Annotated in this window: 25 protein-coding genes and 2 tRNA genes; 22 read left to right on the forward strand and 5 right to left on the reverse strand. The window is 35.7% G+C overall.

The window, feature by feature from the left end; all coding sequences use genetic code 11:
* The first annotated feature begins 194 nt into the window (after positions 1-194).
* The 5 genes from ATE49_RS07675 (at position 195) to ATE49_RS07695 (ending at position 4,060) form a co-directional block, all read left to right on the forward strand.
* A complete protein-coding gene (locus tag ATE49_RS07675; RefSeq protein WP_065081689.1) occupies positions 195-485 on the forward strand; it encodes a winged helix-turn-helix domain-containing protein in 291 nt (96 codons plus the stop codon).
* A gap of 57 nt (positions 486-542) precedes the next feature.
* Entirely contained in the window at positions 543-1,382 is an 840-nt protein-coding gene (locus ATE49_RS07680; protein WP_065081690.1) for a metallophosphoesterase, read from the forward strand.
* Between the two features lie 320 nt (positions 1,383-1,702).
* Positions 1,703-2,188 carry a Coq4 family protein gene (locus tag ATE49_RS07685; protein ID WP_065081691.1) on the forward strand — a complete coding sequence of 162 codons (486 nt, stop codon included), beginning with the start codon at positions 1,703-1,705 and terminating at the stop codon, positions 2,186-2,188.
* 11 nt (positions 2,189-2,199) lie between these two features.
* The gene (locus ATE49_RS07690) at positions 2,200-3,576 is read left to right on the forward strand and encodes a DUF4153 domain-containing protein (protein WP_065081692.1); all 1,377 of its coding nucleotides are present in this window, start codon (positions 2,200-2,202) and stop codon (positions 3,574-3,576) included.
* 1 nt (position 3,577) lies between these two features.
* Positions 3,578-4,060, forward strand: a complete 483-nt coding sequence (locus ATE49_RS07695; RefSeq protein ID WP_065081710.1) for a hypothetical protein — start codon at positions 3,578-3,580, stop codon at positions 4,058-4,060.
* Between the two features lie 101 nt (positions 4,061-4,161).
* Here ATE49_RS07695 and dtd read toward each other — a convergent pair whose 3' ends face one another.
* On the reverse strand, positions 4,162-4,611 hold the full coding sequence (gene dtd, locus ATE49_RS07700; RefSeq protein WP_065081693.1) for a D-aminoacyl-tRNA deacylase: 450 nt from the start codon (positions 4,609-4,611) through the stop codon (positions 4,162-4,164).
* Between the two features lie 234 nt (positions 4,612-4,845).
* Between dtd and greA the strand changes: the two genes are divergently transcribed.
* The 6 genes from greA to ATE49_RS07730 all read left to right on the forward strand — a co-directional run bounded on the left by greA (position 4,846) and on the right by ATE49_RS07730 (position 8,524).
* Positions 4,846-5,316 (forward strand): transcription elongation factor GreA, encoded by a 471-nt coding sequence (gene greA, locus ATE49_RS07705; protein ID WP_059156443.1) that lies wholly within the window; start codon positions 4,846-4,848, stop codon positions 5,314-5,316.
* Between the two features lie 11 nt (positions 5,317-5,327).
* A complete protein-coding gene (locus ATE49_RS07710) occupies positions 5,328-5,717 on the forward strand; it encodes an HIT family protein (protein WP_045183472.1) in 390 nt (129 codons plus the stop codon).
* A 44-nt stretch (positions 5,718-5,761) separates the two neighbouring features.
* The gene (gene clpX, locus ATE49_RS07715; RefSeq protein ID WP_059346035.1) at positions 5,762-6,952 is read left to right on the forward strand and encodes an ATP-dependent Clp protease ATP-binding subunit ClpX; all 1,191 of its coding nucleotides are present in this window, start codon (positions 5,762-5,764) and stop codon (positions 6,950-6,952) included.
* A gap of 71 nt (positions 6,953-7,023) precedes the next feature.
* A complete protein-coding gene (locus ATE49_RS07720; protein ID WP_065081694.1) occupies positions 7,024-8,304 on the forward strand; it encodes a TlpA family protein disulfide reductase in 1,281 nt (426 codons plus the stop codon).
* A 45-nt stretch (positions 8,305-8,349) separates the two neighbouring features.
* Positions 8,350-8,423 (forward strand) — tRNA-Met (locus tag ATE49_RS07725).
* A gap of 28 nt (positions 8,424-8,451) precedes the next feature.
* A tRNA-Met gene (locus tag ATE49_RS07730) sits at positions 8,452-8,524 on the forward strand.
* A 271-nt stretch (positions 8,525-8,795) separates the two neighbouring features.
* Here ATE49_RS07730 and ATE49_RS07735 read toward each other — a convergent pair.
* Genes ATE49_RS07735 through ATE49_RS07750 form a run of 4 tightly spaced genes read right to left on the reverse strand, consistent with a single transcriptional unit; the run spans position 8,796 to position 12,524 of the window.
* Entirely contained in the window at positions 8,796-9,854 is a 1,059-nt protein-coding gene (locus tag ATE49_RS07735) for a DUF3810 domain-containing protein (RefSeq protein WP_065081711.1), read from the reverse strand.
* Positions 9,844-11,286: an MFS transporter gene (locus tag ATE49_RS07740; RefSeq protein WP_059156440.1), complete on the reverse strand. Its 1,443-nt coding sequence runs from the start codon at positions 11,284-11,286 to the stop codon at positions 9,844-9,846. The genes ATE49_RS07735 and ATE49_RS07740 overlap by 11 nt, the downstream gene beginning before the upstream one ends.
* 42 nt (positions 11,287-11,328) lie before the next feature.
* Positions 11,329-12,054: a lysophospholipid acyltransferase family protein gene (locus tag ATE49_RS07745; protein ID WP_065081695.1), complete on the reverse strand. Its 726-nt coding sequence runs from the start codon at positions 12,052-12,054 to the stop codon at positions 11,329-11,331.
* A gap of 11 nt (positions 12,055-12,065) precedes the next feature.
* Complete coding sequence (locus tag ATE49_RS07750) at positions 12,066-12,524, reverse strand: GtrA family protein (RefSeq protein WP_034870737.1); 459 nt, start codon at positions 12,522-12,524, stop codon at positions 12,066-12,068.
* A 123-nt stretch (positions 12,525-12,647) separates the two neighbouring features.
* On the opposite strand from ATE49_RS07750, the gene ATE49_RS07755 reads away from it, so the two are divergent.
* The 11 genes from ATE49_RS07755 (at position 12,648) to ilvA (ending at position 25,187) form a co-directional block, all read left to right on the forward strand.
* Positions 12,648-12,911, forward strand: coding sequence for a hypothetical protein (locus ATE49_RS07755; RefSeq protein ID WP_021347001.1), 264 nt, complete (start codon positions 12,648-12,650; stop codon positions 12,909-12,911).
* 33 nt (positions 12,912-12,944) lie between these two features.
* Complete coding sequence (locus ATE49_RS07760; protein WP_065081696.1) at positions 12,945-13,814, forward strand: BadF/BadG/BcrA/BcrD ATPase family protein; 870 nt, start codon at positions 12,945-12,947, stop codon at positions 13,812-13,814.
* Between the two features lie 14 nt (positions 13,815-13,828).
* Positions 13,829-16,114, forward strand: coding sequence for an NADP-dependent malic enzyme (locus ATE49_RS07765; protein ID WP_065081697.1), 2,286 nt, complete (start codon positions 13,829-13,831; stop codon positions 16,112-16,114).
* Positions 16,115-16,209: 95 nt separating this feature from the next.
* Positions 16,210-16,797: a Holliday junction branch migration protein RuvA gene (gene ruvA, locus ATE49_RS07770; RefSeq protein WP_065081698.1), complete on the forward strand. Its 588-nt coding sequence runs from the start codon at positions 16,210-16,212 to the stop codon at positions 16,795-16,797.
* Positions 16,798-16,923: 126 nt separating this feature from the next.
* Entirely contained in the window at positions 16,924-17,301 is a 378-nt protein-coding gene (gene gcvH / locus ATE49_RS07775; protein ID WP_034870741.1) for a glycine cleavage system protein GcvH, read from the forward strand.
* Positions 17,294-17,677 (forward strand): VanZ family protein, encoded by a 384-nt coding sequence (locus ATE49_RS07780; RefSeq protein ID WP_081278432.1) that lies wholly within the window; start codon positions 17,294-17,296, stop codon positions 17,675-17,677. Before gcvH ends, ATE49_RS07780 begins: the two co-directional genes overlap by 8 nt.
* 949 nt (positions 17,678-18,626) lie before the next feature.
* Positions 18,627-20,306: a dihydroxy-acid dehydratase gene (ilvD, locus tag ATE49_RS07785; protein ID WP_059346039.1), complete on the forward strand. Its 1,680-nt coding sequence runs from the start codon at positions 18,627-18,629 to the stop codon at positions 20,304-20,306.
* Positions 20,307-20,331: 25 nt separating this feature from the next.
* On the forward strand, positions 20,332-22,086 hold the full coding sequence (gene ilvB, locus ATE49_RS07790) for a biosynthetic-type acetolactate synthase large subunit (RefSeq protein ID WP_065081699.1): 1,755 nt from the start codon (positions 20,332-20,334) through the stop codon (positions 22,084-22,086).
* Positions 22,087-22,128: 42 nt separating this feature from the next.
* Positions 22,129-22,716, forward strand: coding sequence for an acetolactate synthase small subunit (ilvN, locus tag ATE49_RS07795; protein WP_021346995.1), 588 nt, complete (start codon positions 22,129-22,131; stop codon positions 22,714-22,716).
* A gap of 43 nt (positions 22,717-22,759) precedes the next feature.
* Positions 22,760-23,812, forward strand: a complete 1,053-nt coding sequence (ilvC, locus tag ATE49_RS07800) for a ketol-acid reductoisomerase (RefSeq protein ID WP_034870744.1) — start codon at positions 22,760-22,762, stop codon at positions 23,810-23,812.
* A gap of 133 nt (positions 23,813-23,945) precedes the next feature.
* The gene (gene ilvA, locus ATE49_RS07805; protein WP_059156431.1) at positions 23,946-25,187 is read left to right on the forward strand and encodes a threonine ammonia-lyase IlvA; all 1,242 of its coding nucleotides are present in this window, start codon (positions 23,946-23,948) and stop codon (positions 25,185-25,187) included.
* Positions 25,188-25,629 lie beyond the last annotated feature (442 nt).

Below are 25,629 nucleotides of genomic sequence, written 5' to 3' on the forward strand. Positions count from 1 at the left end.
ATTTTCTTCAATAAAAAGTAAAATGTAAAAGAGCGGAATTTTTTTTATCCTTATTTTTGCGGCCATTCTCTGTAGAAGCAGTTTGCCAATGGTTTTTCAGATATAGGGGTAACTAATGAAAATACAATACTAAAAGGCTAATCAAAAAATAGGATCTTGTACGACTATTTTGGAATTAATGGAATAAAATTAAAATGATTAAAGTAAATCAGCTCAATAAAGAATTTGAAAGTCGGGTGAGATTGGGGATAATGTCTGTTCTCATGGTAAACGACTGGGTTGACTTTACAGAAATGAAGGGGCTACTGGAAGTTACAGACGGTAACCTGGCAAGCCATAGTACAGCACTTGAGAAAGCCGGATATATTGAAATAAAGAAAGAATTTGTCGGAAAGAAGCCAAAGACATCTTATAGAGTTACAAATTCCGGAAGACATGCTTTTTCAGAACATCTTAATGCGTTGGAAAAATTACTGGGCAGATAAAGCTATATTTTTTTGAAAATTAACTTTGAATTACAAAGTACTTTATAAAAAATACAAATGAATAGAAAAACATTTATTAAACGTTTACTTCAGGTATCTGCTATTGGTGCATTGCCTGTATTGTATTCCTGGCAGATAGAGCCTTTTTGGGTAGAGTTTGTCCGGAGAGATTTGCCAATAAAGAATCTGCCAGATTATCTGAAAGGAAAAATACTGATGCAAATATCGGATATGCATGTCGGAAACCGTTTTGACTGGAATTTTCTGATTGAGGTTTTTCAGGAGGCTAGAGCTTTCAATCCTGATTTTGTAGTATACACAGGCGATTATGTAAGTTGGGAAAACGAAATACAGTATACACAACTTCATGAAGTGATGAAACATGCTGTATTAGGGAATATTGCAACTTTAGGAATACTGGGGAACCATGATTACGGATTCAACTGGAGTGAGCCTGATGTAGCTATGAACATTTGTGATATTATGAAAAATTCAGGAATCCGAATGTTGAACAATGCACAAGCAGAAGTTTCAGGTCTGAATTTTATAGGTTTTGAAGATTTATGGTCTCCAAATTTTAATCCTCTTCATGTAATGAAAGATTATGATAAGACAAAAGCGAATCTGGTTTTGTGCCATAACCCTGATGTATGTGACCTCGATGTATGGAATGGCTATAAAGGATGGATTCTCAGTGGACATACACATGGTGGTCAATGTCGGATACCGGGAGTTATTACACCAGTTCTGCCGGTCAGAAATAAAAAATACATTTCCGGAGAAATCGATTTGCAGGATGGCAGGATGTTATACATCAACCGGGCAATAGGACATTCCCGTCAGGTTCGTTTTATGGTACGTCCAGAGATTACTGTTTTTACACTTACTCAGGCTTAAACTAAAGTATTATGGAAAATCGAAATATCATAGTTATTGGAAGGCTTGTCTTTGGAGTGTCATTCCTGTCAGGGAATATCTGCCTCTTCGGATACCTGTTTACAAAAAACTATGTGTTTGCTTCAAGCGGATATTTACTCTTGATTTATGCTTCAATATTCAATTTATTAATAGTTCTTGGCTTACTTATTTACGGACTTCTTAGTGAAACGAAACGCAAAGCTTGCTTAAAATCGATTCTAATTCTTTCAATCAATATTCCTATTGCTGCTTTTTATGCATTAATAGGCATCAATCTTATGTAATCAAAACTATAAATTATGAAAAAAATACGTGTTCAATTTTTACTGTTCGTGTACCAACATACCCAAAAGCTTTACAGAAAATATTTTAAAAAGAAAAAAAGGCAGTGGCAGTTTACAGAAGAGCAATTACTGCTCTTTGAAAAAGATTCTCTGGGGCGAAAACTGGGAGAATTCTATCAACAATATGGTTTCACCATGATTTCTAAAATGGAGAATCACGATGTACACCATCTTATTACCGGTTGCGGAACCAACTTTGAAGATGAAATTGCCATGCAGTATCTTCTTTTAGGCAATGGAAAACTCAATGCACATCTTCTTGCAGCTATATTTCTGGGAACACTTTTCCTGCCGGAATATTTAAAAATGTATCTCCATGCATATCAAAAAGGAAAAAGAATGAAAGCCTTTTTCAACTGGGATTTCGAGAGTCTGTTATGGCAGAATTTTGAACATTTAAAAGACTTTATCTACCAAAAACAAACACCTGTATTTTATTAAACTACCTGATTATGAAAACACATCATCTTATATTACTTACCACTTTTCTTTTTGTCACTTTATTTTATAATGAAAATATGGGGCTAAACCTGGGTGTTTTGGGAATTATTTGTGCAGTACTTACACTTATCAATACCCCGCAACGCAACAAAACCCGTCTGTTTTTTATACTTTTTAGTACAACCATACTCTCATCTGTTGCATTTACATGGTATGGAGATTTTCCTTCCTTTCTGGCATTGACAAGCTCGTTGATTCTTCTTTCATTCCGGAGTAAAAGCAGAAAACTGAAAACACTTTTTATATTACCTGTTTTTATTGCTAATTTTTTTACATTTCTGTGTCGTTTTTTCAACTTTGATAAATGGCTTCCTGAAAGAAATTCTTCTGGTACATGGCAGAAGTTATTAGCTATTATTCTAATCCCTGCATTTTTTGTTTTTATATTTTTTGTGGTGTATACCTATGGAAGTGATCAGTTTGCAAATCTTTTTACCAATATCAATTGGGATATTAATTTCTGGCAATTATTCTGCCTGAGTGTATTAGGGTTCTTTCTGGCCTTTAATTACTGGAATTTCGTAGTAGAAAGACTGATTTACAAGCAACATACTATTCTGGATAATGATTTTAATGATGTGGAAAAGATTTTGAAACCTACCTATTCAGACCTGGGTCTGGATGCTGAGCGAATGAGTGGAGTTGTGACATTTCTTTTACTCAATATCCTGCTTGTTTTCTTTATTGTGAGCTATAATTACGAGCAGTTTTATGAGACTCCTAAAACACCAGGACAGCTTTCCGAAGAAACCCATGAAAGGGTAGGAGCTGTAATTCTCTCCATTATCATGGTGATACTTGTGATTATGTTTTACTTTAAATCAGCCTTCAATTTTGATCCAAAAGCCAAATTGATGCAGCTGTTGGCAAAAGTTTGGATTGCCCTGAACACTGTTTTATTGTTTTCGGCTATGATGAAGAATACCGAATATATTGTCAATTACGGACTCACGTACAAACGTCTTGGAGTTTATGCCTTTCTTATATTGGCTACGATAGGTTTGGTAGTAACATTCGTTAAGATACACAAGAAGAAAACCAATGCATTCCTTTTCAATACAATGTTCTGGTTTTTTTATGCTGCAGTTTTGGTAATCAGCTTTGTTAATTGGGGTGGTATTGTTACCAGAGAAAATATAAAGCGTAAAGACTTTTCTGCTGATTATCACCAGAATTCTGTTAACTTTAATGAATCTTATTTATTAAAATATGCAGAGATTTCTCATAATAACCTGCTAAGATCTGACGTTTTAGATAAAGTAAATAAAGAACAGAAGAAAACCTTCCTTTCCAGATTACTTTATTATGAAACCATTAATACCAAATAATATGAAAAAGATAGTCGTTTCCTTCTTGCCTCTTGTATTAATAATGGCGGCTTGTTCGAAGAATCCTAATAAAATAACTACTCAGAAACAAGATTCTTCTGCTGTGAGTATAAGTAAAACTGATACTATAAAACAGAATCATAATCAGGATCGACAGGTTACCGGAAATACCATTATCCGTGAAGTAGATGCGCAAACATTTCCAGTAAAATTTGAAGATGAGTTTACGAATGAAGATCAGAAACTGATCATTCATTTGAAAAATGCGGGAAATATGAAGATTACCGGGAAGATTATTTCCGAATCAGGAAATCAGAATATCCGGTTCAATAATGTTGAACTTAATGATCAGAGCATTGACGGACCTTTTGGACAGGACATTGAATACAATCTAAACCAGAAAGGGGACTACAGTCTTATCATAGGAAAAAGTCTGATGGCAGATGGCAGTCAGAAAGGAAAGTTCAGTGTACAACTAAAATAAAAAATGACCAGAGAAACCTGGTCATTTTTTATGCGTTATATCTTTTTTAAAACTTGAACTAATAAGGCTTTGGGTTCTTTTGTGGTTAAAAAAAACTGAATTTATAGTTTTGTTTTCGAATCCATAACAATAGTAACCGGTCCATCGTTGGTTAAAGAAATCTTCATATCAGCACCAAAGATTCCACTCTCCGTTTTTAATCCGCTTTTTGCTATTTCTTCTTTAAAATATTCAAAAAGGGGAATTGCTTTATCTGGTTTAGCAGCTTTGATAAAAGAAGGGCGATTCCCCTTTTTGTAATCAGCAATAAGAGTGAATTGGCTAATACATAAAAGTTCTCCTTTTATATCCAGAATAGAAAGGTTTAGCTTGCCTTCTTCATCTCCGAAAACCCGAAGATTTAGTATCTTTTGTACAAGCCAGTCTGCATCTTGTTTCTCATCACTTTCATCAATTCCGATTAAAAGCATAAAACCTTTTCCTATTTTGCCAACAGATTGGTTTTCTACCACCACTTCAGACTCAGAAACTCTTTGAATAACTACTTTCATGGCATAAATATAGAAAATATTAGTCTTTTTTTAGGTTTCGTTGAGAGGAGTTTAATTTTTTAAGGAAAAAAATTAAATGAACGTTTTTAATTAATTGATAATTAGTATTTTGCAATTAAATGCTATATATTTCTTTTTATTGAAAATAAATTATATATTTGCTAAAATTAATCAAGACATGTGTATCCGGCAAAGGTCGGATATTTTATTTATACTAACCTAAAATATTGTATTATGAGTTATGTAACCAAAGAAGGTTTAGAAAAAATGAAGACTGAACTAGAGCAGTTGGAGACCATTGAAAGACCAAAAATTACACAACAGATTGCAGAAGCTCGCGATAAAGGTGATTTATCTGAAAACGCAGAATACGATGCAGCTAAAGAAGCCCAAGGAATGCTGGAAATGAGAATTTCCAAGCTAAAAGATACTATTGCTACTTCAAAAGTAATTGATGAAAGTCAGTTAGATACTTCTAAAGTATCCATCTTATGTACAGTGAAGCTTAAAAATAATGGAACTAAACAAATGCAGACTTTTACTTTAGTACCAGACAATGAGAGTGACCTGAAGTCAGGTAAAATTTCAGTAAATACACCTATTGCTAAAGGACTGTTAGGTAAAGTTGTTGGTGAAACAGCAGAAATTACTTTACCAAACGGAAACAAATTATCGTTTGAAGTATTAGAAATTAGCTTAAACTAAATAGTAGAATTATGAGCAGCATTTTCACCAAAATAGTTAACGGAGAAATCCCTGCATACAAAATAATGGAGGACGAAAAGCATTTAGCTTTTCTGGATGTAATGCCTTTAGTGGAAGGACATACGTTAGTAATCCCTAAAAAAGAGGTTGATCTTATTTTCGATCTGGATTCAGAAGAATTTAAAGAGCTTTTCAGTTTTGCACAAAAAGTAGCCAAAAAAGTAGGTGCTGCAATTCCGTGTAAAAGAGTAGGAGTGGCTGTTATAGGTTTGGAAGTACCACATGCTCATATTCATTTAGTGCCGCTTCAGCATTTACATGATATCGATTTCTCCAGAGAGCGATTGAAATTATCACCTGAAGAATATCAAAAAATTCAAGAAAAAATTGCAAATGCTTAGATTTTTCTAAGCATTTTTGCATCATAAAATCAAAATAAATTTAGATGAATCCTAACCAATGTTCTTTTTGCGGAAGAAAAAGAGAGGAAGTTGAAATATTAGTGTCAGGTAATAGTGGTTATATCTGTAATAACTGTATAGAACAGGCTCATGCAATGATTGCTGGTTCTGGGAAAAACTCACTTAGCCCTGCAGATTACGATATAGATGATCTGAAAAAGCCAAGAGAAATCAAAGAATTTCTGGATGACTATGTTATAGGTCAGGATCAGGCAAAGAAACAATTATCCATTGCGGTATACAATCATTATAAAAGATTGATGCATGCCGGAAATGCTGACAGAGAAGTAGAATTGGAAAAATCTAATATACTGATGGTTGGTGAAACCGGAACAGGTAAAACATTATTGGCAAAGACGATTGCAAAAGAACTTAATGTACCTTTTTGTATTGTAGATGCTACAATTCTTACCGAAGCAGGTTATGTTGGGGAAGATGTGGAGAGTATTCTTTCCAGACTTTTAATGGTAGCTGATTATGACGTGGAAAGAGCCGAGAGAGGAATTGTTTTTGTAGACGAAATAGACAAAATTGCAAGAAAGTCTGATAATCCTAGTATTACCAGAGACGTTTCCGGAGAAGGTGTTCAGCAGGGATTGTTGAAACTTCTGGAAGGAAGTATTGTAAATGTACCACCACAAGGAGGAAGAAAACACCCGGATCAGAAATACATTCAGGTAAATACTCAAAATATACTGTTTATCGCAGGTGGTGCTTTTGATGGTATTAAAGAAATCATTGAAAGAAGGCTAAATAAGCAGGCAATAGGTTTTAGCAGCGAGAAAATCAATAAAAAGGATGATGAGGAATATATCCTGGAAAATATTAATGCTATTGACCTTAGAAGCTTTGGACTAATTCCTGAACTTTTAGGACGTTTCCCTATCATTACTCACCTTGATAAGCTGACAAAAGATACGATGATCCGTATTATGAAAGAACCTAAAAATTCGATTGTTAATCAGTTTATAGAGTTATTCAGAATGGATAATGTTAAGCTTGAATTTACAGACGAAGCTATCGAGGCTATCGTTGAAGCTACAATGGAAAAAGGATTAGGTGCCAGAGGTTTGAGAGGAACCACAGAAAAGGTTCTGGAAGATTATATGTACAATATCGATCAGACTTCCGAAGTTATCCTTACAAAAGAAGATATAGAAGGTAAACTGAAATAAGTATATCTGAAAAAAAACTTAATACGTTGTAAAACCTACAGAAATGTAGGTTTTTTTTATAACTTTAGGTCATGAAAAAGAATTTCTTAACGATAGCACTATTAGGGCTTTTTTCGATGACATCGGCTCAGTTTACTGTTCAGGTGGGAGTCCCTTCAGATTTTAAAACGGATAACGCGTTTCTATACTCCTATAATGGTTCCAAAGAGGTTATAGCAGCTAGTGGAACAAAATCTGCTAACGGATGGGATTTTAAGGTAGATACGCCTTATTCCGGTCTGATGAAGGTGTACTTTCCGGATGCTAATACGGCCTTCATGCTAATTTCTGAGAACGGAAATGTTTCAGTGAAGACAGCACTGACAAATAATAAAATTTCGAATGTAGAATTTTCCGATAATGCCAATAAGCTATTCGCAGATTATCAGGGAATAGCAAAAAAGAAAGAGCAGATCCTTCCGGTACTGCTTCAGATGCAAAATTTCTACGAGCCAAATTCAGAATTTGGAATGGCTATGAAAAAGGAGATATCCAAACTTTCCGCATACAAAGACGGAGATATGGGACAGTATCCTTTTTTAAAGTACTATACTCAAAATCTTCAGAAATATGTAGACGGAAATCAGGCATTGAAACAGGAAGATTATATAAAGTTTATCAATAATTCTCCGGAATATCTTGAATCTTCAGCACAAATCAGACAAGTGCTTTACAATTACCTTTCATATTCCAAGAAAGAAACCATTAATAATGATGTTGCAAAGCTGCTAAAAACTGTAGATGTAGAATCTCCAAGAGGGCAGATGGTATTATCTGAACTTATAGATTTCTTCGACGTCTATGGAATGGAGGAACTAAAGAATAAATATCTTACAGAGGCTAAAGCACTAAAATGTACGATTTCAGATCGTTTAACAGCTACTATTAAGTCCAATGAGAATGTAATGCTGGGCAAAGTAATGCCGGATTACAAATTCACTAATCCATTAAATACTACAGCGAAGTCTTTACACGATGTAAAAGCAAAGAAAAAGCTTATTATGTTCTGGTCTTCTACGTGTTCTCACTGCGAAGCAGAATTACCTAAAATTATCGAAAATTATAAGGCATTGCAGGCAAACGGAGTTCAGGTTATCGGATTATCTTTAGATTCTGATCCAACTTCTTATAATAACAGGGTAAAATCTCTTCCCTGGATTAATGATAGTGAGCTGAAAGGCTGGAGCAGCAGTGTTTCAGAGCTTTACAACGTTCACGCAACGCCAACATATTTCCTTTTGGACGCAGGAAATAAAATTATCGCTAAACCAAATAACTTTTCTGAAGCTTTATCTTTAATAAAAGTGAAATAAATTTTGGTGAGTTGTAAATATTTTCTATATTTGCACCACCAAAACGGCGAGGTAGCTCAGGTGGTTAGAGCGTTGGATTCATAACCCAAAGGTCACGGGTTCAAGTCCCGTCTTCGCTACAAAGTCTTCGGAAGACAAAAGATACATCGCGGGGTGGAGCAGTAGGTAGCTCGTCGGGCTCATAACCCGAAGGTCGCACGTTCGAGTCGTGTCCCCGCTACTAAAAGGAGAATCAGAATTATCTGATTCTCTTTTTTTATGTCCAAAAAGTGGATCTATTTACTATTATGGGTAGTTTATAGATATAAACTTACCCATATAGCCGTCTAATCGATTTTATTTATAGCTTTTATAGGAATAAAAATGTTTTTTTATTTTAAAATACTTGTTTATATCTGAAATTTTTGTACTTTTACATCGCTTTAATCGGGTATCCTATTGCCCACGAAGCAATAAATTTTTTTTCATCATTTGTGTTTTTGGGATTGCATCTATTGGTGCAATCCTTTTTCTTTATGATGATCTAATAATAAGTAAATGAAATAGTTATAAGTAACGCTTCCATCTTGTCTGTTGCTTTTTAGAAAAAGGTTGTTGGTAAAAGAGAAAAAATCCTGAGTCTTTCCTTCATGATCTTTATAGAATTTTTTTTCAGTCTTATAATCACTCATTAACTCTTTTGGGAGATTTTCCAGAAAGGTTTTACTGTATTTCAGGTCTTTTTTAGATATATTGAATAATATTGTCTTTAAAGCATACCAATAGGCACTGTATTTTAGCTCATAACTGGAAGAATTTTCTCCTATAATAAAAGCTATAAAGTTAGCTTCCTCCTCTCTGGCAAAGCCTATCTGATGTGCTGTTTCATGAGAGAGTGTAAACGGAGTATAAGTAGGTGGTAGTTCCGGATTGTACTGCGACTCGGAGCTGAAAGGATTGTAATAGCCCAGAATACCTGTATAGCTCATAACGCTTTTATAAAGGCTTGGCTTCAGCGAAATATCAATGCTGCTGCCTTTTCCGTATGTATGAGCAATTATTTGCTGCTGTGCCTTTATTTCTGCTTCCAAAGCTGTCTGAGATTTTATCTGAAAAGATTCTGAAAGATTAGCTTTACGAAGTATAATGCATTGCTGAAGGTAATATTCTGCAAGAGGTTTTAGTTTTTCGGTGTCAATTGCCTGTATTTTGTCTCTGCTTAATAATGGCTTCTGAAAATATAACATTCCCCATAAACACTGGTATACGAAGTATAAAATATTGATACTAACCAGTAAGGTTAATAGGGTTCTTTTTCTGCTTTTTTTTCTGATGGATAAGATAACTAAGGCAATCAAAAAGATGCTTAGAAACAGATAAAACACATCCCCTGCAGAAAACGGAATATGCTTAATAATTCCTACCCGGATTTTTTGAGTTGCAGAAAATAATTTTTCAAAAAACAGTACACCCTTCTCCGTCTTCGACAGCAGAAAGAATATAAAAAATTGGGCAAGCCAAAGGCCTGCCCAAAATCTTTTCTTATATATCAGCTTATTCTTAGTGTCCACCACCTGCAGCTGTTTTTTCAAGATCAATACCCTGACTCTTCAGGATTCCTTTTACCTTAATTGCATAGAAGATTAGGTATAGGAAACATACTACATCTACGATATAGCTTAAATGTATACCTATTGAATCTGCAAGGTAACCTTGTAGTGGAGCAATTAGCCCTCCACCCATAATCATCATGATAAGGAAGTTAGATCCTTCATTAGTATGCTTACCAAGTCCTGCGATTGCCAAGGCAAAAATACAAGGCCAAAGCGTACTACAAAATAATCCTACACTTGTATAAGCATATACAGATACCATTCCAGAAGAAAGCATACCGATAACTAATGCTGTGATTCCCATGAAAGAGAAGATCATTAGCATCCTTGCCGGATTACCTTTAGAAAGGATATCTGCAATAATCATAACAAGGATAATAGCAGGATAAACTTTGAAAGGAGTCAGATCATGCTGGGCAATAGCATTTACGGTAAGGAAAACACCAAAAGCTAAATAAGGTGCAATGAATTTTGCAATTTTCAGTGTCATTCCCTGTAGGTTAAATGCTCCTACAGCACCACTCCAACGCCCGATCATCATACTTGCCCAGTATAGAGATATAAACGGGGCAACATCTTTTGTATGGAAACCTAGCTCTTTTTCCATGTATGCAGGAAGATTACTTGCTGTTGCAACTTCTACACCTACATATAGGAATATAGCAACCATCCCCAATACTAATTGTGGGTATTTTAGTACAGAAGAACGAGGTTGTTGTATTTCATTAGCTTCTTCTACCTCATGTGTTTCAGTAACACTTGGAAGAGAAGAGAATTTCAGGAATATAGCAGCTAAAACAAAGGCTGCACCCAATACAAGATAAGGGATTTTAACACTTTCAATATCCGCATTTTCATTTGCAGCGGCTGCAGATCCGAAGATGGCAAAAGCAACAACTAAAGGTCCGATAGTAGTACCAAAGTTATTGATACCTCCGGCCATTGTCAGACGCTGAGAACCTGTCTGTGCAGGCCCTATGGCAATTGCTAACGGGTTGGCTACCGTTTGCTGTAAAGAGAACCCTAATCCTACTACGAAAAGTGCTGTAATCATCAATGGGAATGAATGTGCATTTGCTGCAGGGATAAAGATTAAAGATCCCGCTGCAGATATTAAAAGGCCCAAGATAAGACCATTTTTATATCCCATTTTGTTTAATACATCGTATTTTAAAATTTTCGAAACAGCTAAGTATAATAATGTTCCGACCGTATAAGCTATATAGTAGGCAGATGCTACAAGTTGGCTTTGGAAATTAGTGAGGTCAAATGCCTTTTTGAAAACGGGGATCAGAATATCATTACTGGCTGCGACAAAGCCCCAAAAGAAAAAAACCACGATGAGCGACGCAAATTGTCCCCAATTGGTTTTATTACGGTAATCGAACATATTTATTAGTTTTTATTAAAATTTAGTTAACACAAATATAGATTATTTATTTATACAAATGCTTTTGTACATTAATTCAAACGCATTTTTTTTCATTTCTTCCTTACTTTCATTGGGTTGTAATATATCATTTAAGATTACTTTTACTTTTCCGGGATAACCTTTTCCGCTATCAAACGGAAACATTTCCTTCAGTCCTATAAAAGTATATACAGCAATTGGAAAGTGATGTTTGGATGATAAGGTAAATGCTCCGTCTTTAAATTCATTCAATACAATAGATGTATCATCCGGAACTCCGCCTTCAGGGTAGATTACAATATTTTGTCCATCATTCATTCTTTGGGCACATCTGCGGTATACATCCGTTCGGCTTTTCATGCTTTTGCGGTCTACCATTACACATACCCTTTTATATATAGTACCGAATATGGGAATCTTCACCAACTCCTTTTTTCCAACGAAACATATAGGATGCTTAGGATGTAAGATGCACATTAGCATAATATCCATAATAGAAGTATGGTTGGATACAAATACATATTTTTTTTCCGGATCTATAACTTTTCCTGTTGGCGAAGTCAATTCATACCGGAATCCCATACCGTAAAAAAGAATAATACACCAGATGCGCATGAAAAAATAGCACGCTCTGAAAGTTTTTGGGCTAAAAGAAAGTGGATATACTAAAAGCCCGCAAAGTATAGTGGCAATAATAACAATAATAAGAAACCAGATTCGCCAGAGATAATTAAGAAACTTTGTCATTACTATTATTTTCAGCCGTTAAAGATAACCCTCTTTTTAATACTAAAATTAAGTACAGAAATAATGACAATTGCCAAAGCCTTGCTGAAGATAATCGGACTTAGTACATAAACGCCCAGATCGATAGGATCGTGGAAAAGATTGTTAAAAAGAAGGTTGAATACAATAAGGCTTAGTATTGTTGAAATAAACGAAACCACCATAAAGTATGTAAACTCTTTTTTCTTGGAGTGCTTGCCTCTTTCGAACACAAACCAAATGCTCAGAAAATAATTGAAAATAATAGCACAGGTTGTGGAAAGAATATTACTAAGCGGATAAGAAATTCCGTGCCATTTAGTTTCAGCCGGAATATATTCAGGAATATAATAACTGAAGACTTTCATAAGCCCAATCTCTACGATAGCGCTCAGTCCACCCGCAATAATGAAAAATAGTATTTGCTTTTGTTTAATTATAAATGCAACCATTAAAAAATGAAATTGTGCAAATGTAAGGCTTAATGTTAAAATGTAATAAGTGTATGTTAAAATTGATTGACGAATGAAAAATATTTCTACATTTAACTATACGCAACCCAAAATAGCAAACAGATGAAAACTTCCGTTAATTCAGATAAATTCATGAAATACCAGGATAAAATCCGGGAATTGGAGGATCAAAGCCCCCGATTTAAACAGGTTTTTGCAGAATATGAAATTTTTTCAAGAGAATTATGGAATTTGGAAACCAGTGATGACGGCGAACCAGTTCCCGATGATTTTCTGGACGCTCTACATTTACAAATGTCTTATTTGGAGGACGAAATAAAGGACTGGTTACAATACAGAGAAGATTCTGATACAGAAGTCGTATAATTTTTTTAATTTAGCGTCTTAAAAATTTTATACATGATAGCAATTGTAGACGGTGGCTCTACTAAATGCGACTGGGTGATTCTTAAAGCTTCGGGAGAAGAAGTCCTGAGAACAACAACTAAAGGATTCAATCCCAATAATACAGCAGCGCATTTAATTCCTGTAGAAATCAACAAAAATGAAGACCTTGAAAAGATAAAAGATGACATTAAATATGTGTTTTTTTATGGTTCAGGTTGTGGTGTAGAAGAGAATTGTATCATTGTACAGGAACAACTTCAGGTAGTTTTTACAAAAGCAGATATTCTTGTTAAAGAAGACCTTTTAGGAGCAGCCTATGCTGTTTACAGAGGAAAGCCTACAATGGTTTGTATTCTAGGAACTGGTTCCAACTCATGTTACTTCAACGGAAAAGATATTAAAGTAGAATTACCTTCATTAGGATTCCTTCTTGGGGATGATGGTGCGGGAAGCTCTATGGGAAAACGTATTGTGAAGAACTTCTTCATGAAAAAATTACCACCATCGCTAGAACGCGAGTTTATAAAAGAATATCCTGAACTAAACATAGAGTTGCTTCTGCAGAAAATGTATCATGAAAATACTATGGTAAATGCATACTTTGCAGAGTTTAATAAGTTTGTAGCTAAATGGAAAGAACATCCGTTTATCCAGAATCTTATTTATGAAGAATTCAAAAACTATGTAGAGTTCCAGCTTTTGCCTTATGGTGAAGTAAAAGATGCTGAAATTAGTTTTATCGGTTCCATTGCTTATGTATATGGAGATATCCTGAAAACTGTTACAGCTCAATATAATCTGAATTTTGGAATAATTGTGCAACGTCCGATCGTTAACCTGGTACAATACCATGTGGATCACATCTTTCCAACTTTAAAATAATAAAAAAAGAATTAATGAATCAACGAGATCAAGAAAGATTGAAGCAGGCGGCTCTCGACTATCATAAGGCCGAACCGAAAGGCAAAATCGAAGTAATACCATCCAAACCCCACGCGTCACAAAGAGATTTGTCGTTGGCGTATTCACCTGGTGTAGCAGAACCATGTATGGAAATTCACCATGATGTTTCCAAAGCATACGACTATACAGGTAAAGGAAACCTGGTTGCTGTTATTTCTAATGGTACTGCTGTATTAGGACTTGGTGATATTGGAGCAGAGGCTTCAAAACCAGTAATGGAAGGAAAAGGGCTTTTGTTCAAAATATTTGCAGACATCAACGTTTTCGATATCGAGATCAATGAAAAAGATCCTGAGAAATTCATCCAGGTAGTTAAGGCAATTGCACCAACTTTCGGAGGTATTAATCTTGAAGATATTAAAGCACCGGAAGCATTTGAAATCGAAAGGAGACTAAAGGAAGAATTAAACATTCCTTTAATGCACGATGATCAGCACGGTACTGCGATTATCTCTGCAGCGGCTTTACTAAATGCTTTAGAAATTGCTGATAAAAAAATTGAAGAAGTAAAAGTTGTGGTAAACGGAGCAGGAGCAGCAGCTATTGCTTGTACCAAACTTTATATTGAAATGGGACTTAGAAAGGAAAATGTTCTAATGTGTGACTCCAAAGGAGTAATCAATCACAAGAGAACAAATCTTACTCCTGAAAAATTAGATTTCATCGTAGAAACAGATATCGAAACATTAGAAGATGCTGTAAAAGGATCTGATGTTTTCATCGGTCTTTCTAAAGGAAATGTAATGTCTCCGGAGATGTTGCTTTCTATGAAAGAAAATCCAATTGTTTTTGCTTTGGCTAATCCAACTCCTGAAATCGATTATAACCTGGCGCAGGAAACTCGTAAGGATGTTATCATGGCAACCGGAAGAAGTGATTTTCCTAATCAGGTAAACAACGTATTAGGGTTCCCTTATATTTTCCGTGGTGCATTAGATGTACAGGCTACAGCAATTAACGAAGCGATGAAAATTGCTGCAGTTTATGCAATTGCAGAAATTGCTAAGAAAACTGTGCCGGAAATGGTGGTGTTAGCTTACAATGCTAAGAGCCTTAGCTTTGGTAGAGAATATTTTATTCCAAAGCCGTTTGATAACAGATTGCTAACAGATGTTTCTATTGCTGTTGCAAAAGCAGCTATGGAAAGTGGTGTAGCAGCTAAACCTATTGAAGACTTCGAAGCTTATGAAAATAGTCTGATCGACAGAATGAATAAGGACGAGAAGCTTCTGAGAATGATGCAGAATCGTGCTAAATCCAATCCGAAGAGAGTTACTCTAGGAAATGCTGAAGAATATAATGTACTAAAAGCAGCTCAGATTCTTGCTGAAGAAGGTATTGCCAAGCCAATTCTTTTAGGTGATAAAACACTTATTGAAGAAGCTAAAAAGAAATTCGGTATCGATATAGACCTTCCAATTGTAGATCCTAATGCAGATGATCAGGAAGATAACAGAAAAAAATACAGAGAAACACTTTGGAATCTTCGTAACAGAAAAGGTATTAATGAGTACAAAGCAAAGAGATTTGTAAGAAACAGAGACTATTTCGGTCCGTTAATGCTTCGTCATGGAGATACTGATGCTCTTGTTGTTGGGTTCTCTAAAAACTATTCTACAGTATTAAAGCCTGTTTTAGAGGTAATAGATAAAGATCATGGTGTAAGCAAAGTTTCAGCTATGATGATGATTCTTGCAAACAAGAAACAATACTTCTTTGCAGATACATCTATTATACAGGACCCTACTTCCGAAGATCTTGTAAATATTGCAAGAATGCTGGATCATACAGTGAGATCATTGGCAATAGAGCCAAGAATTGCGATGTTATCTTTTGAAAACTTCTCAGGATACTCTGAAACTTCTAAAAAAGTAGCAAAAGCAGTACAGATTCTTCATGAGAAATATCCAAAAATGGTTGTTGATGGAGAAATTCAGCCTGACTTTGCGATGAACAGTGATCATTTAAGCGATTACCCATTCTCTAAATTAGGTGAAACTCCGGCAAACTGTTTTGTTTTCCCTAATCTGGAATCTGCAAACCTTTCATACAAAATCATCAGAGGTATGAAGGTTTCTCAGACAATCGGGCCAATCTTAATGGGATTGAACAAACCTGTTCATATTGTACAGATGCGCTCAAGTGTAGATGAGATTGTTAATCTTGCTACAATTGCTGTGTTGGATGCACAGATCAAAGAAAAAAGAGAAAGCAAATAATCTGAATATATTTGTATAAAAGCATCTTTCCATTGGAAAGATGCTTTTTGTTTTCAGGATAATAACTTTATATTTATAAAAATTTTTGAACAAAGATGATTAATTTTCTAAGAGGGAAAGTGCACGAGCTTACACCTACATATGCTATTCTGGATATTAATGGTATTGGTTACTATGTAGGAATCAGCCTGCAGACTTCACAGAAACTCTTACAAGGGAATGAGGCTTTCCTTTATACCCAACAAATTTTCAGAGAGGATGCTCAGTTGCTTTTTGGTTTCAGTACACTTACCGAAAAAGAAGTTTTCAATTTGCTAATCAGTGTAAATGGAGTGGGAGCCGTCTCAGCTTTAATTTTACTTTCATCTCTTGAGATTCCTGATATTGCCAGTGCTGTACTGAATAATCAAAGTGTTGTTCTGCAAAAAGTAAAAGGAATTGGTGCTAAAACAGCAGAAAGAATTATTGTTGATCTGAGAGATAAAATGTTGAAATATAGTGATGTGAATGAAGCATCTCTGAATAATACTGTAGACAATAAGATAAAAGAAGAGGCCCTTTCGGCATTGGAAGTTCTGGGTATCTCCCGTAAAATGTCTGAAAAGATAGCAGATAAAATAATAAAAGCCGATCCGGAGATCAATGTTGAAACACTTGTAAAACAAATACTGAAAAGTATTTAATACATTGTAAATGTTCTATATCCATAATCTGCCAGCGTAACTCCTTTAAAATTTAGCGGATTATGGTGTTGTAAATTTTGCAACATGCATTTTTTGAATTAAATTTGACAAATAATAAAAATTAAAATGAATATTCCTTCAGAATTAAAGTACACTAAAGACCACGAGTGGGTAAAAATTGATGGCAATGTTGCTGTTATCGGTATTACAGATTTTGCACAAGGCGAATTAGGAGATATCGTTTTTGTTGATGTAGATTCAGTAGATGATGATCTTGCTTCAGGTGAGGTTTTCGGATCTGTTGAGGCTGTAAAAACTGTTTCCGATCTTTACTTGCCTATCGCTGGAAAAGTAATCGAATTCAATGCTGAATTAGAAGACGCTCCGGAATTAGTAAATCAGGATCCATACGGAAAAGGATGGGTTATTAAAGTTGAGATAGCTGCTGATGCCGATACTTCAGAATTACTTTCTGCTGAGGATTATCAGAATATAATTGGATAAGATATCTAAAATATCCCGTAAGATTTTGCCCATTTATTGGGCATTTCTTACTTATTTACTACTTAGACCGGGTTCCGAAGAAAGCGAACATTGGTTTATGTTCCCTTATTTTGATAAGGTAGCACACATGGGAGTATTTGCCGGATTAGGATTTTTACTAAGTTTCTCATTCCCAAAACTAAAATTCTTTACTTATATCCAAATCATGCTATGCTTTGCATTTCTTACTGAAATTCTTCAGGATGAAATGCGATTGGGTCGGGCAATGGAAGGATTAGATGTTGTTGCCGATACAACAGGTGCTTTAATAGGCTATCTGGCTTACCTATTCCTGTTCAAGAAACTACAAAACTTACAGAATCCTGTTAAGAAATAAGCTTAACATCCGGTTAAGTTTTTAATATCAATTTTTTTTGTCCCAGATATTACGACTGAAAACAATCTGCTTTCAGTTCTTTGCGTGTTTGAAATATTGATTTTTCATTTGAATTATGTTCACGACCCTGATCAAGATAGCGTTCCTCCGGAACGCTGTGAATATTTATAATTATAATCTATAGAGATAAAGCTCCTGATGGAGCTTATCATTAGTTATGATGAACTACTATAATATGAGAAATCTGAAAGATGCTCCGGAGGAGCCTGATCTGTGTAAAAAAGATGTATCAAAAAGTAAGTATTCCGGAGGAATACTATCTCATAACAGTAATATTTTATCCATCTCCTCCAGGATTTGTACCTGATTCAGACAAACATCGTCTTTAACGATTTATTAAATTGATGAATTTTTAATAAAAATCTATAAAATATAGTCTTTTATATTCACAATAGTTTCAGACAATATTCATTTCTACGTGAATTTAGAATCTGATTTTCAATATACTACTACTGACGCCTTATCCATAATTAGTTTTTATTTATAAATACGCATACTATATTATTCTGGCTTATTTATTGTGTAATTGTTAATTAATTCACTTGTTTTGTGTCAATGATTTATCAAATCTAACAAGTGTTCGTGAAAATTAAAATTCAAAATTTCTGAAAAAATATTTGGTTATTCCAAAAAACCTCCTACCTTTGTCCCAACAAAACCTAAAAATAAATCTTACTTAAATAATTAAACACTCGTGGCGAGATTAGTCATTAATATTATTGTCATTATTATTCAGAACAAAAGTTTTGGATCGGGGCGATATGTGTTTAAGTAAGTAGGTATAACTTATAAAAGCAAAAGCGGCTTTCTCGATTCAAGAGGAAGCCGCTTTTTTTATGGATAAAATCGAATAACAAAAGCGAACAAAAAATTAAATAATAAGTAAGTAATGGAACTAAACAAATATTCAAAGACAATTACACAAGATCCAACACAGCCGGCAGCACAAGCTCAGTTATATGCTTTGGGCTTAACAGATGATGATTTAAGAAAGGCACAAGTCGGGATTGTAAGTATGGGATATGACGGGAATCCGTGTAATATGCATTTGAATGGTTTATCACAACATGTGAAATACGGCGTATGGGAGAATGATCTGGTCGGATTGATTTTCAATACAATTGGTGTAAGCGACGGGATGAGTAATGGTACAGACGGAATGCGTTATTCATTGGTAAGCAGAGATGTTATCGCGGATTCTATTGAAACAGTTTGTGGTGCGCAGTACTATGATGCTGTAATTACAGTGCCGGGATGTGATAAAAATATGCCAGGTTCTATTATTGCTATGGGAAGATTGAATCGCCCGTCCATTATGGTTTATGGTGGAACAATTGCTCCGGGGCATTACAAAGGACAGGATCTGAATATCGTTTCTGCATTCGAAGCTTTGGGACAGAAAATTGCTGGCCAGCTGGATGAAGAAGATTTCAAAGGAATTGTGAAAAATAGTTGTCCGGGAGCTGGAGCATGTGGAGGAATGTACACCGCAAATACAATGGCATCTGCAATTGAAGCAATGGGAATGAGCCTTCCATATTCCAGTAGTAATCCTGCACTAAGTGATGAAAAGAAGAAAGAATGTGAAGCCGCAGGTAAATATATCAAGATCCTGATGGAAAGAGATATCAAGCCAAGCGATATTATGACACGTAAAGCTTTCGAAAATGCAATTACCGTGATTATGGTTCTGGGCGGAAGTACAAATGCTGTACTACACTTTTTGGCAATGGCCAAAAGTGTGGGAGTTCCTCTTACTCAGGATGATTTCCAGAAAATTAGTGACAGAGTTCCTGTATTGGCAGATTTTAAACCTAGTGGTAAATACCTAATGGAAGATCTGCATAAAAAAGGTGGAGTACCGGCAGTAATGAAATATTTGCTGAAAGAAGGACTTATAGACGGAAGTTGTCTTACAGTTACCGGAAAAACAATTGCTGAGAATCTTGAAGATGTTCCGGATCTGAATTTTGAAGAACAGGATATTATTTATCCGCTTGAAAATCCTTTAAAGAAAACAGGACACCTGCAAATCTTATACGGAAATCTTGCAGAAAAAGGAAGTGTTGCTAAAATCAGTGGCAAAGAAGGAGAAAAATTTGAAGGCCCTGCAAGGGTTTTCGATGGAGAGAAAAAACTAATAGAAGGGATTTCTTCTGGAAAAGTGAAAAGCGGAGATGTGGTGGTCATTAAAAATGAAGGACCGAAAGGGGCACCGGGAATGCCGGAAATGCTAAAGCCGACATCAGCTATTATTGGTGCAGGATTAGGAAAGTCTGTTGCACTGATCACTGACGGAAGATTTAGCGGCGGTACTCATGGATTTGTCGTCGGACATGTTACACCGGAAGCTTTTGATGGCGGCCTGATCGGATTAGTGGAAGATAATGATATTATTGAAATTGATGCTGTGAACAATAGCCTTACACTAAAAGTTTCTGATGAGGAAATTGCACAAAGAAGAGCAAACTGGCAGCAGCCAAAACTAAAAGTGACCAGCGGAGTGCTTTATAAATATGCTAAACTGGTAAAAGATGCATCGCAGGGATGTGTAACAGACGAAGATTAATCACGGACGATTCAAAAATACAACTATGGAAACGACTCAGATACAAAATAAAACAATACAAACAGAAAGTAAAAACTTATTTAAAGAAGGAGATACAATTTCCGGTTCTCAGGCTCTATTGGATGCATTAGTTGCTGAAGGTGTACATACTATTTTTGGTTATCCCGGAGGAGCAATTATGCCAATCTATGATGCATTGTACGACTTTCAGGATACGCTAAAGCATATTTTAGTACGTCATGAGCAAGGCGGGATTCATGCAGCGCAGGGATATGCCCGTACGAGTGGAGAAGTGGGTGTTGCGTTTGCAACTAGCGGTCCGGGTGCAACCAATTTAGTAACCGGATTGGCTGATGCTCAGATAGATTCAACACCACTTGTATGTATTACCGGGCAAGTATTTGCACATCTTTTAGGAACAGATGCATTTCAGGAAACTGATGTAATCAATGTAACTATGCCAGTTACCAAGTGGAATTATCAGGTAACTGATGCTACACAGCTGCCAGCGGTTTTAGCAAAAGCATTCTTTATCGCGCGTTCCGGAAGACCAGGACCTGTACTAATAGATATTACAAAAAATGCCCAATTGCAACAATTTGAATATCCGGGCTATACGAAGTGTGATCATTTACGCAGTTATCGTCCGAAGCCAATTGTAAGAAATGAGTATATCGAGAGGGCCGCTGAAATTATTAATGAGGCTAAAAAGCCATTTGTAATCTTTGGACAGGGAGTCATTCTTGGAAAAGCAGAAAAAGACTTTCTCAATTTTATTGAAAAAGGCAATTTTCCGGCTGCATGGACTATTATGGGGGAGAGTGCAATTCCTACTGATCATCCGTTAGGAGTTGGTATGTTGGGAATGCATGGTAATTACGGACCAAATGTTTTAACAAACGAATGTGATGTTTTAATTGCTATAGGCATGCGTTTCGACGACCGTGTAACAGGACGATTGGACAAATATGCGAAACAGGCACAGGTGATTCATCTGGATATAGATCCTGCCGAAGTAGATAAAAATGTAAAAACTACCGTTCCGGTTTGGGGCGATTGTAAAGAAACTTTACCTCTTCTTACTAAGCTTATAAAAAGTAATGATCATAGCGAATGGCTTGCTGAATTCAGAAAGTATGAAGCTGAAGAAGAAAAGCAATGCATACAACCGGAAAAAAATCCTGAAGGAGAAGTATTATCCATGGCAGAAGTTCTGGAAGCTCTGAATGAACTTACCAATGGAGATGCTGTTATTGTAACAGATGTTGGTCAGCACCAGATGGTAGCTTGCCGCTATGCAAAGTTTAATCAAACTCGTTCTAATATTACTTCGGGTGGCTTAGGAACAATGGGATTTGGACTTCCTGCAGCTATCGGTGCTAAATATGGAGCTCCTGACAGAACTGTAGTAGCTATTGCAGGAGACGGTGGTTTTCAGATGACTTTACAGGAACTGGGTACTATTATGCAATATGATATAGATGTTAAAATATTGATTCTGAATAATGAATTCCTTGGGATGGTGAGACAATGGCAAGAGCTATTTAATGACCGTAGATATTCATCTGTAAATATTACAAGTCCAAACTTTGTAGCATTAGCCGGAGCTTATGGAATTCAAGGTAATTCTGTTAAAGTTCGTGCTGATCTGAAGGCAGCATTGAAAACGATGCTGGAGCATAAAGGTTCTTATTTACTAGAAGTAATGGTAGGAAAAGAAAATAATGTATTTCCAATGGTTCCGCAAGGATGTAGTGTAGCAGAGATCAGATTGAAATAATCTTTGTTTTCAATGAGAGTTTAACAATAAAGATCAAAAAAAATGAAACAACAATATACAATCACCGTTTATGCCGAAGATCAGATAGGCTTATTAGCCCGTATCACAATCATATTTTCCAGAAGAAAAATCAATATAGACAGCCTTAATACATCAGCTTCTGAAATTCCCGGAATTCACCGTTTCACTATTTTAATTGATGAGACCGAAGAAGTGGTACGTAAACTATGCCGCCAGATTGAAAAACAAGTAGAAGTATTGAAGGCATATTATGATACAGACCAGGAAATTGTATGGCAGGAAATGGCATTGTTCAAGGTTCCGACTAAACAGGTTACTGAAAAAATGGTAGTAGAACGACTGTTACGTGAGTACGGAGCGCGGGTTCTGGCGATCAGAGAAGATTTTACTGTTTTCGAAACGACCGGACACAAGGAAGAAACGGAAAAGCTAATTAAAGTTTTTGAAAACTATGGTCTCATAGAATTTGTTCGCAGTGCACGCATTGCAATCATTAAAAAAAGCGAAGGTTTTCACAAAAAAATTAAAGAATTTGAGGCAAAAGAACCTGGCGAAGAAGTTCAGGAAAATGAATTCTTAAATGAAAACGAGAAGGTTTTCACAATGTAATTAAACAACTATAAATAATATAAAACATTAAAAATTAATAAAAATGGCAACAATTAATTTCGGAGGAGTAGAAGAAAAGGTAGTAACAAGAGAAGAGTTTCCTTTAGAAAAAGCAAGAGAGGTACTTAGTCATGAAACGGTAGCTGTTATCGGTTATGGAGTACAAGGGCCTGGGCAGGCACTAAACCAAAAAGACAATGGTGTTAATGTTATCGTTGGACAGCGTAAAAATTCTAAAAGTTGGGATAAAGCTGTTGCAGACGGGTTTGTTCCTGGGGAAACATTATTCGAAATCGAAGAAGCACTAGAGAAAGGTACTATTATCTGCTATTTATTAAGCGATGCTGCACAAATAGAGTTGTGGCCAACAGTACAAAAGAATTTAACACCAGGTAAAGCATTATATTTCTCCCACGGTTTCGGAATTACTTTCAATGAGCAAACAGGAATTGTTCCTCCAAAAGATGTAGATGTGTTCTTAGTAGCACCTAAAGGTTCGGGAACGTCATTGCGTCGTATGTTCCTTCAGGGAAGAGGGCTTAACAGTTCTTATGCAATCTATCAGGATGCTACAGGTAAAGCTAAAGACCGCGTAGTAGCATTAGGTATTGCTGTAGGTAGTGGTTATTTGTTTGAAACAGATTTCAGAAAAGAAGTTTTCTCCGATCTTACAGGAGAAAGAGGGACGTTAATGGGAGCTATCCAGGGGATTTTTGCTGCGCAATACGAAGTGCTAAGAGCCAATGGACATTCTCCTTCAGAAGCATTTAATGAAACTGTTGAAGAACTAACACAGTCTTTAATGCCATTAGTAGCAGAAAATGGTATGGACTGGATGTATGCAAACTGTTCTACAACTGCTCAAAGAGGTGCTTTAGACTGGTGGAAGAAATTCAGAGATGCAAGCAAGCCTGTATTCGAAGAGCTATATGAAAGTGTGGCAACCGGAAAAGAATCTCAGCGTTCTATTGACAGTAACTCACAAACGGACTACCGTGAGAAGCTAAATCAGGAATTAGCGGATCTTCAGCAAAGCGAAATGTGGCAGGCAGGTAAGGCTGTTCGTAGCCTTCGCCCGGAAAACCAGAATGTATAATTATCAATAAATAATAAGATCCCTCTCCTGTAATGGGAGAGGGATTGTTTTATAATGAAACTTTATACATATATATAAGGTATACCTTATATATATGTATAACAAAAATGAAACTTAAGTTTAAGTATATATAATGATGATGAATTTAAATTTTTCAGAAGCAGCACAACGAGTCAAAGATGTTGTGATCCATACCCCCCTTCAGCTTAATCTGAATCTTTCGAAGAAATACAATTGTAATGTTTATCTGAAAAGAGAAGATCTTCAGGTTGTACGCTCCTATAAATTAAGAGGAGCCTATAATATGATGAAATCTTTATCTGCGGATGAGCTGAAAAAAGGAGTTGTATGTGCCAGTGCAGGAAATCATGCGCAGGGGGTTGCTTATAGCTGTAACAGAATGGGAGTGAAAGGAGTGATATTTATGCCAAGTATTACACCAAAACAGAAAATTGACCAGACCAGAATGTTTGGAGATTCCAATATCGAGATTATTCTGACTGGTGATACTTTTGATGATTGTGCAGCAGCAGCTAAAATTTACACTGAAGAGAAAGGAATGGTATTTATTCCGCCTTTTGATCATGAACGAATTATCGAAGGGCAGGGGACTGTAGGTGTAGAATTGTATGAAGATCTGAAAAATATAGATTATATTATTGTTCCAAACGGAGGCGGAGGTTTGTGTGCCGGCATAAGTACATTGGTGAAATCCGTAAGTCCGGAGACAAAAGTTATAGGAGTTGAACCAGAAGGTGCTCCATCCATGACTTTAGCGCTGAAAGAAAAACAGCCGAAAGAAGTTCCTTCAATAGATAGATTTGTAGATGGGGCAGCCGTAAAGAAAGTCGGAGAGCTTACCTATAATATATGCAGCCAGAATCTGGATGATATGTTATTGGTTCCTGAAGGGAAAGTGTGCACTACTATTTTACAGCTATATAATAAGGATGCAATTGTAGTTGAGCCTGCCGGAGCACTTTCGGTAGCCGTACTTGATCAGCTTAAAGAGGAAATAAAAGGTAAAAATGTAGTTTGTATAATTAGTGGCAGCAATAATGATATCGACAGAATGCAGGAAATAAAAGAGCGTTCCTTATTATATGAAGGATTGAAACACTACTTTGTTTTGGAATTTCCTCAGCGTCCTGGTGCCTTAAAAGAATTTGTTACCAATATTATGGGAGAGAATAATGACATTACCTACTTTCAGTTTTCTAAAAAGAATAATAAAGAAAGTGGCCCTGCGGTAATAGGTATTGAGGTAGAAGCCCCTGAAGACTTTGAAAATCTGAAAAAAAGGATGGATCAGAATATGTTGAAATATACCTATCTTAATAATGATCAGCTGCTGTTTAATAACCTTATTGGGTAGTTAGCTCATTGTGGATAACTGGGGATAACTTTGTAAACCTTTGTATATAGCTTGTTTGAGTATATAAGATATACACATTTGGTCTAAACCAATCAATTTGATTTGTTTTTTATAGAGTAGTTGCCCTATCTTTGTAGTCACCTTTTTAATCAAGGTAAGCGCAGAGATCATAAACAAATAAGGATACTAAAAACTTTTTCAAAAAAGTCTTTGTCGTTCTAAAAAGTTTTTCTACTTTTGCAGTCCTAAACAATGAGAGTTGTGAGGGGAGCAGGAGATAATTGAGACGAAAAAATCGATTAAAATTTTTTAGAAAAAAGATTTGGTCATGTTAATAAAATTTATTAGTTTTGCCCACGCAAAAATGGTTAATAAAAGGACTGTTGTAGCGGAGTAGAGGTAATGAAGATGACTGAAAAAACCTTCAAAAAAAGTTTTGTAA

This window comes from Elizabethkingia miricola (assembly GCF_001675285.1).
Classification (GTDB): domain Bacteria; phylum Bacteroidota; class Bacteroidia; order Flavobacteriales; family Weeksellaceae; genus Elizabethkingia; species Elizabethkingia miricola.

What these genes read in the sequence shown, in the direction of transcription:
- ATE49_RS07675 (WP_065081689.1), top strand. Translation starts at nt 195, where the DNA reads ATGATTAAAGTAAATCAGCTCAATAAAGAATTTGAAAGTCGGGTGAGA.
- ATE49_RS07680 (WP_065081690.1), top strand. Translation starts at nt 543, where the DNA reads ATGAATAGAAAAACATTTATTAAACGTTTACTTCAGGTATCTGCTATT.
- ATE49_RS07685 (WP_065081691.1), top strand. Translation starts at nt 1,703, where the DNA reads ATGAAAAAAATACGTGTTCAATTTTTACTGTTCGTGTACCAACATACC.
- ATE49_RS07690 (WP_065081692.1), top strand. Translation starts at nt 2,200, where the DNA reads ATGAAAACACATCATCTTATATTACTTACCACTTTTCTTTTTGTCACT.
- ATE49_RS07695 (WP_065081710.1), top strand. Translation starts at nt 3,578, where the DNA reads ATGAAAAAGATAGTCGTTTCCTTCTTGCCTCTTGTATTAATAATGGCG.
- dtd (WP_065081693.1), bottom strand. Translation starts at nt 4,611, where the DNA reads ATGAAAGTAGTTATTCAAAGAGTTTCTGAGTCTGAAGTGGTGGTAGAA.
- greA (WP_059156443.1), top strand. Translation starts at nt 4,846, where the DNA reads ATGAGTTATGTAACCAAAGAAGGTTTAGAAAAAATGAAGACTGAACTA.
- ATE49_RS07710 (WP_045183472.1), top strand. Translation starts at nt 5,328, where the DNA reads ATGAGCAGCATTTTCACCAAAATAGTTAACGGAGAAATCCCTGCATAC.
- clpX (WP_059346035.1), top strand. Translation starts at nt 5,762, where the DNA reads ATGAATCCTAACCAATGTTCTTTTTGCGGAAGAAAAAGAGAGGAAGTT.
- ATE49_RS07720 (WP_065081694.1), top strand. Translation starts at nt 7,024, where the DNA reads ATGAAAAAGAATTTCTTAACGATAGCACTATTAGGGCTTTTTTCGATG.
- ATE49_RS07740 (WP_059156440.1), bottom strand. Translation starts at nt 11,286, where the DNA reads ATGTTCGATTACCGTAATAAAACCAATTGGGGACAATTTGCGTCGCTC.
- ATE49_RS07745 (WP_065081695.1), bottom strand. Translation starts at nt 12,054, where the DNA reads ATGACAAAGTTTCTTAATTATCTCTGGCGAATCTGGTTTCTTATTATT.
- ATE49_RS07750 (WP_034870737.1), bottom strand. Translation starts at nt 12,524, where the DNA reads ATGGTTGCATTTATAATTAAACAAAAGCAAATACTATTTTTCATTATT.
- ATE49_RS07755 (WP_021347001.1), top strand. Translation starts at nt 12,648, where the DNA reads ATGAAAACTTCCGTTAATTCAGATAAATTCATGAAATACCAGGATAAA.
- ATE49_RS07760 (WP_065081696.1), top strand. Translation starts at nt 12,945, where the DNA reads ATGATAGCAATTGTAGACGGTGGCTCTACTAAATGCGACTGGGTGATT.
- ATE49_RS07765 (WP_065081697.1), top strand. Translation starts at nt 13,829, where the DNA reads ATGAATCAACGAGATCAAGAAAGATTGAAGCAGGCGGCTCTCGACTAT.
- ruvA (WP_065081698.1), top strand. Translation starts at nt 16,210, where the DNA reads ATGATTAATTTTCTAAGAGGGAAAGTGCACGAGCTTACACCTACATAT.
- gcvH (WP_034870741.1), top strand. Translation starts at nt 16,924, where the DNA reads ATGAATATTCCTTCAGAATTAAAGTACACTAAAGACCACGAGTGGGTA.
- ilvD (WP_059346039.1), top strand. Translation starts at nt 18,627, where the DNA reads ATGGAACTAAACAAATATTCAAAGACAATTACACAAGATCCAACACAG.
- ilvB (WP_065081699.1), top strand. Translation starts at nt 20,332, where the DNA reads ATGGAAACGACTCAGATACAAAATAAAACAATACAAACAGAAAGTAAA.
- ilvN (WP_021346995.1), top strand. Translation starts at nt 22,129, where the DNA reads ATGAAACAACAATATACAATCACCGTTTATGCCGAAGATCAGATAGGC.
- ilvC (WP_034870744.1), top strand. Translation starts at nt 22,760, where the DNA reads ATGGCAACAATTAATTTCGGAGGAGTAGAAGAAAAGGTAGTAACAAGA.
- ilvA (WP_059156431.1), top strand. Translation starts at nt 23,946, where the DNA reads ATGATGATGAATTTAAATTTTTCAGAAGCAGCACAACGAGTCAAAGAT.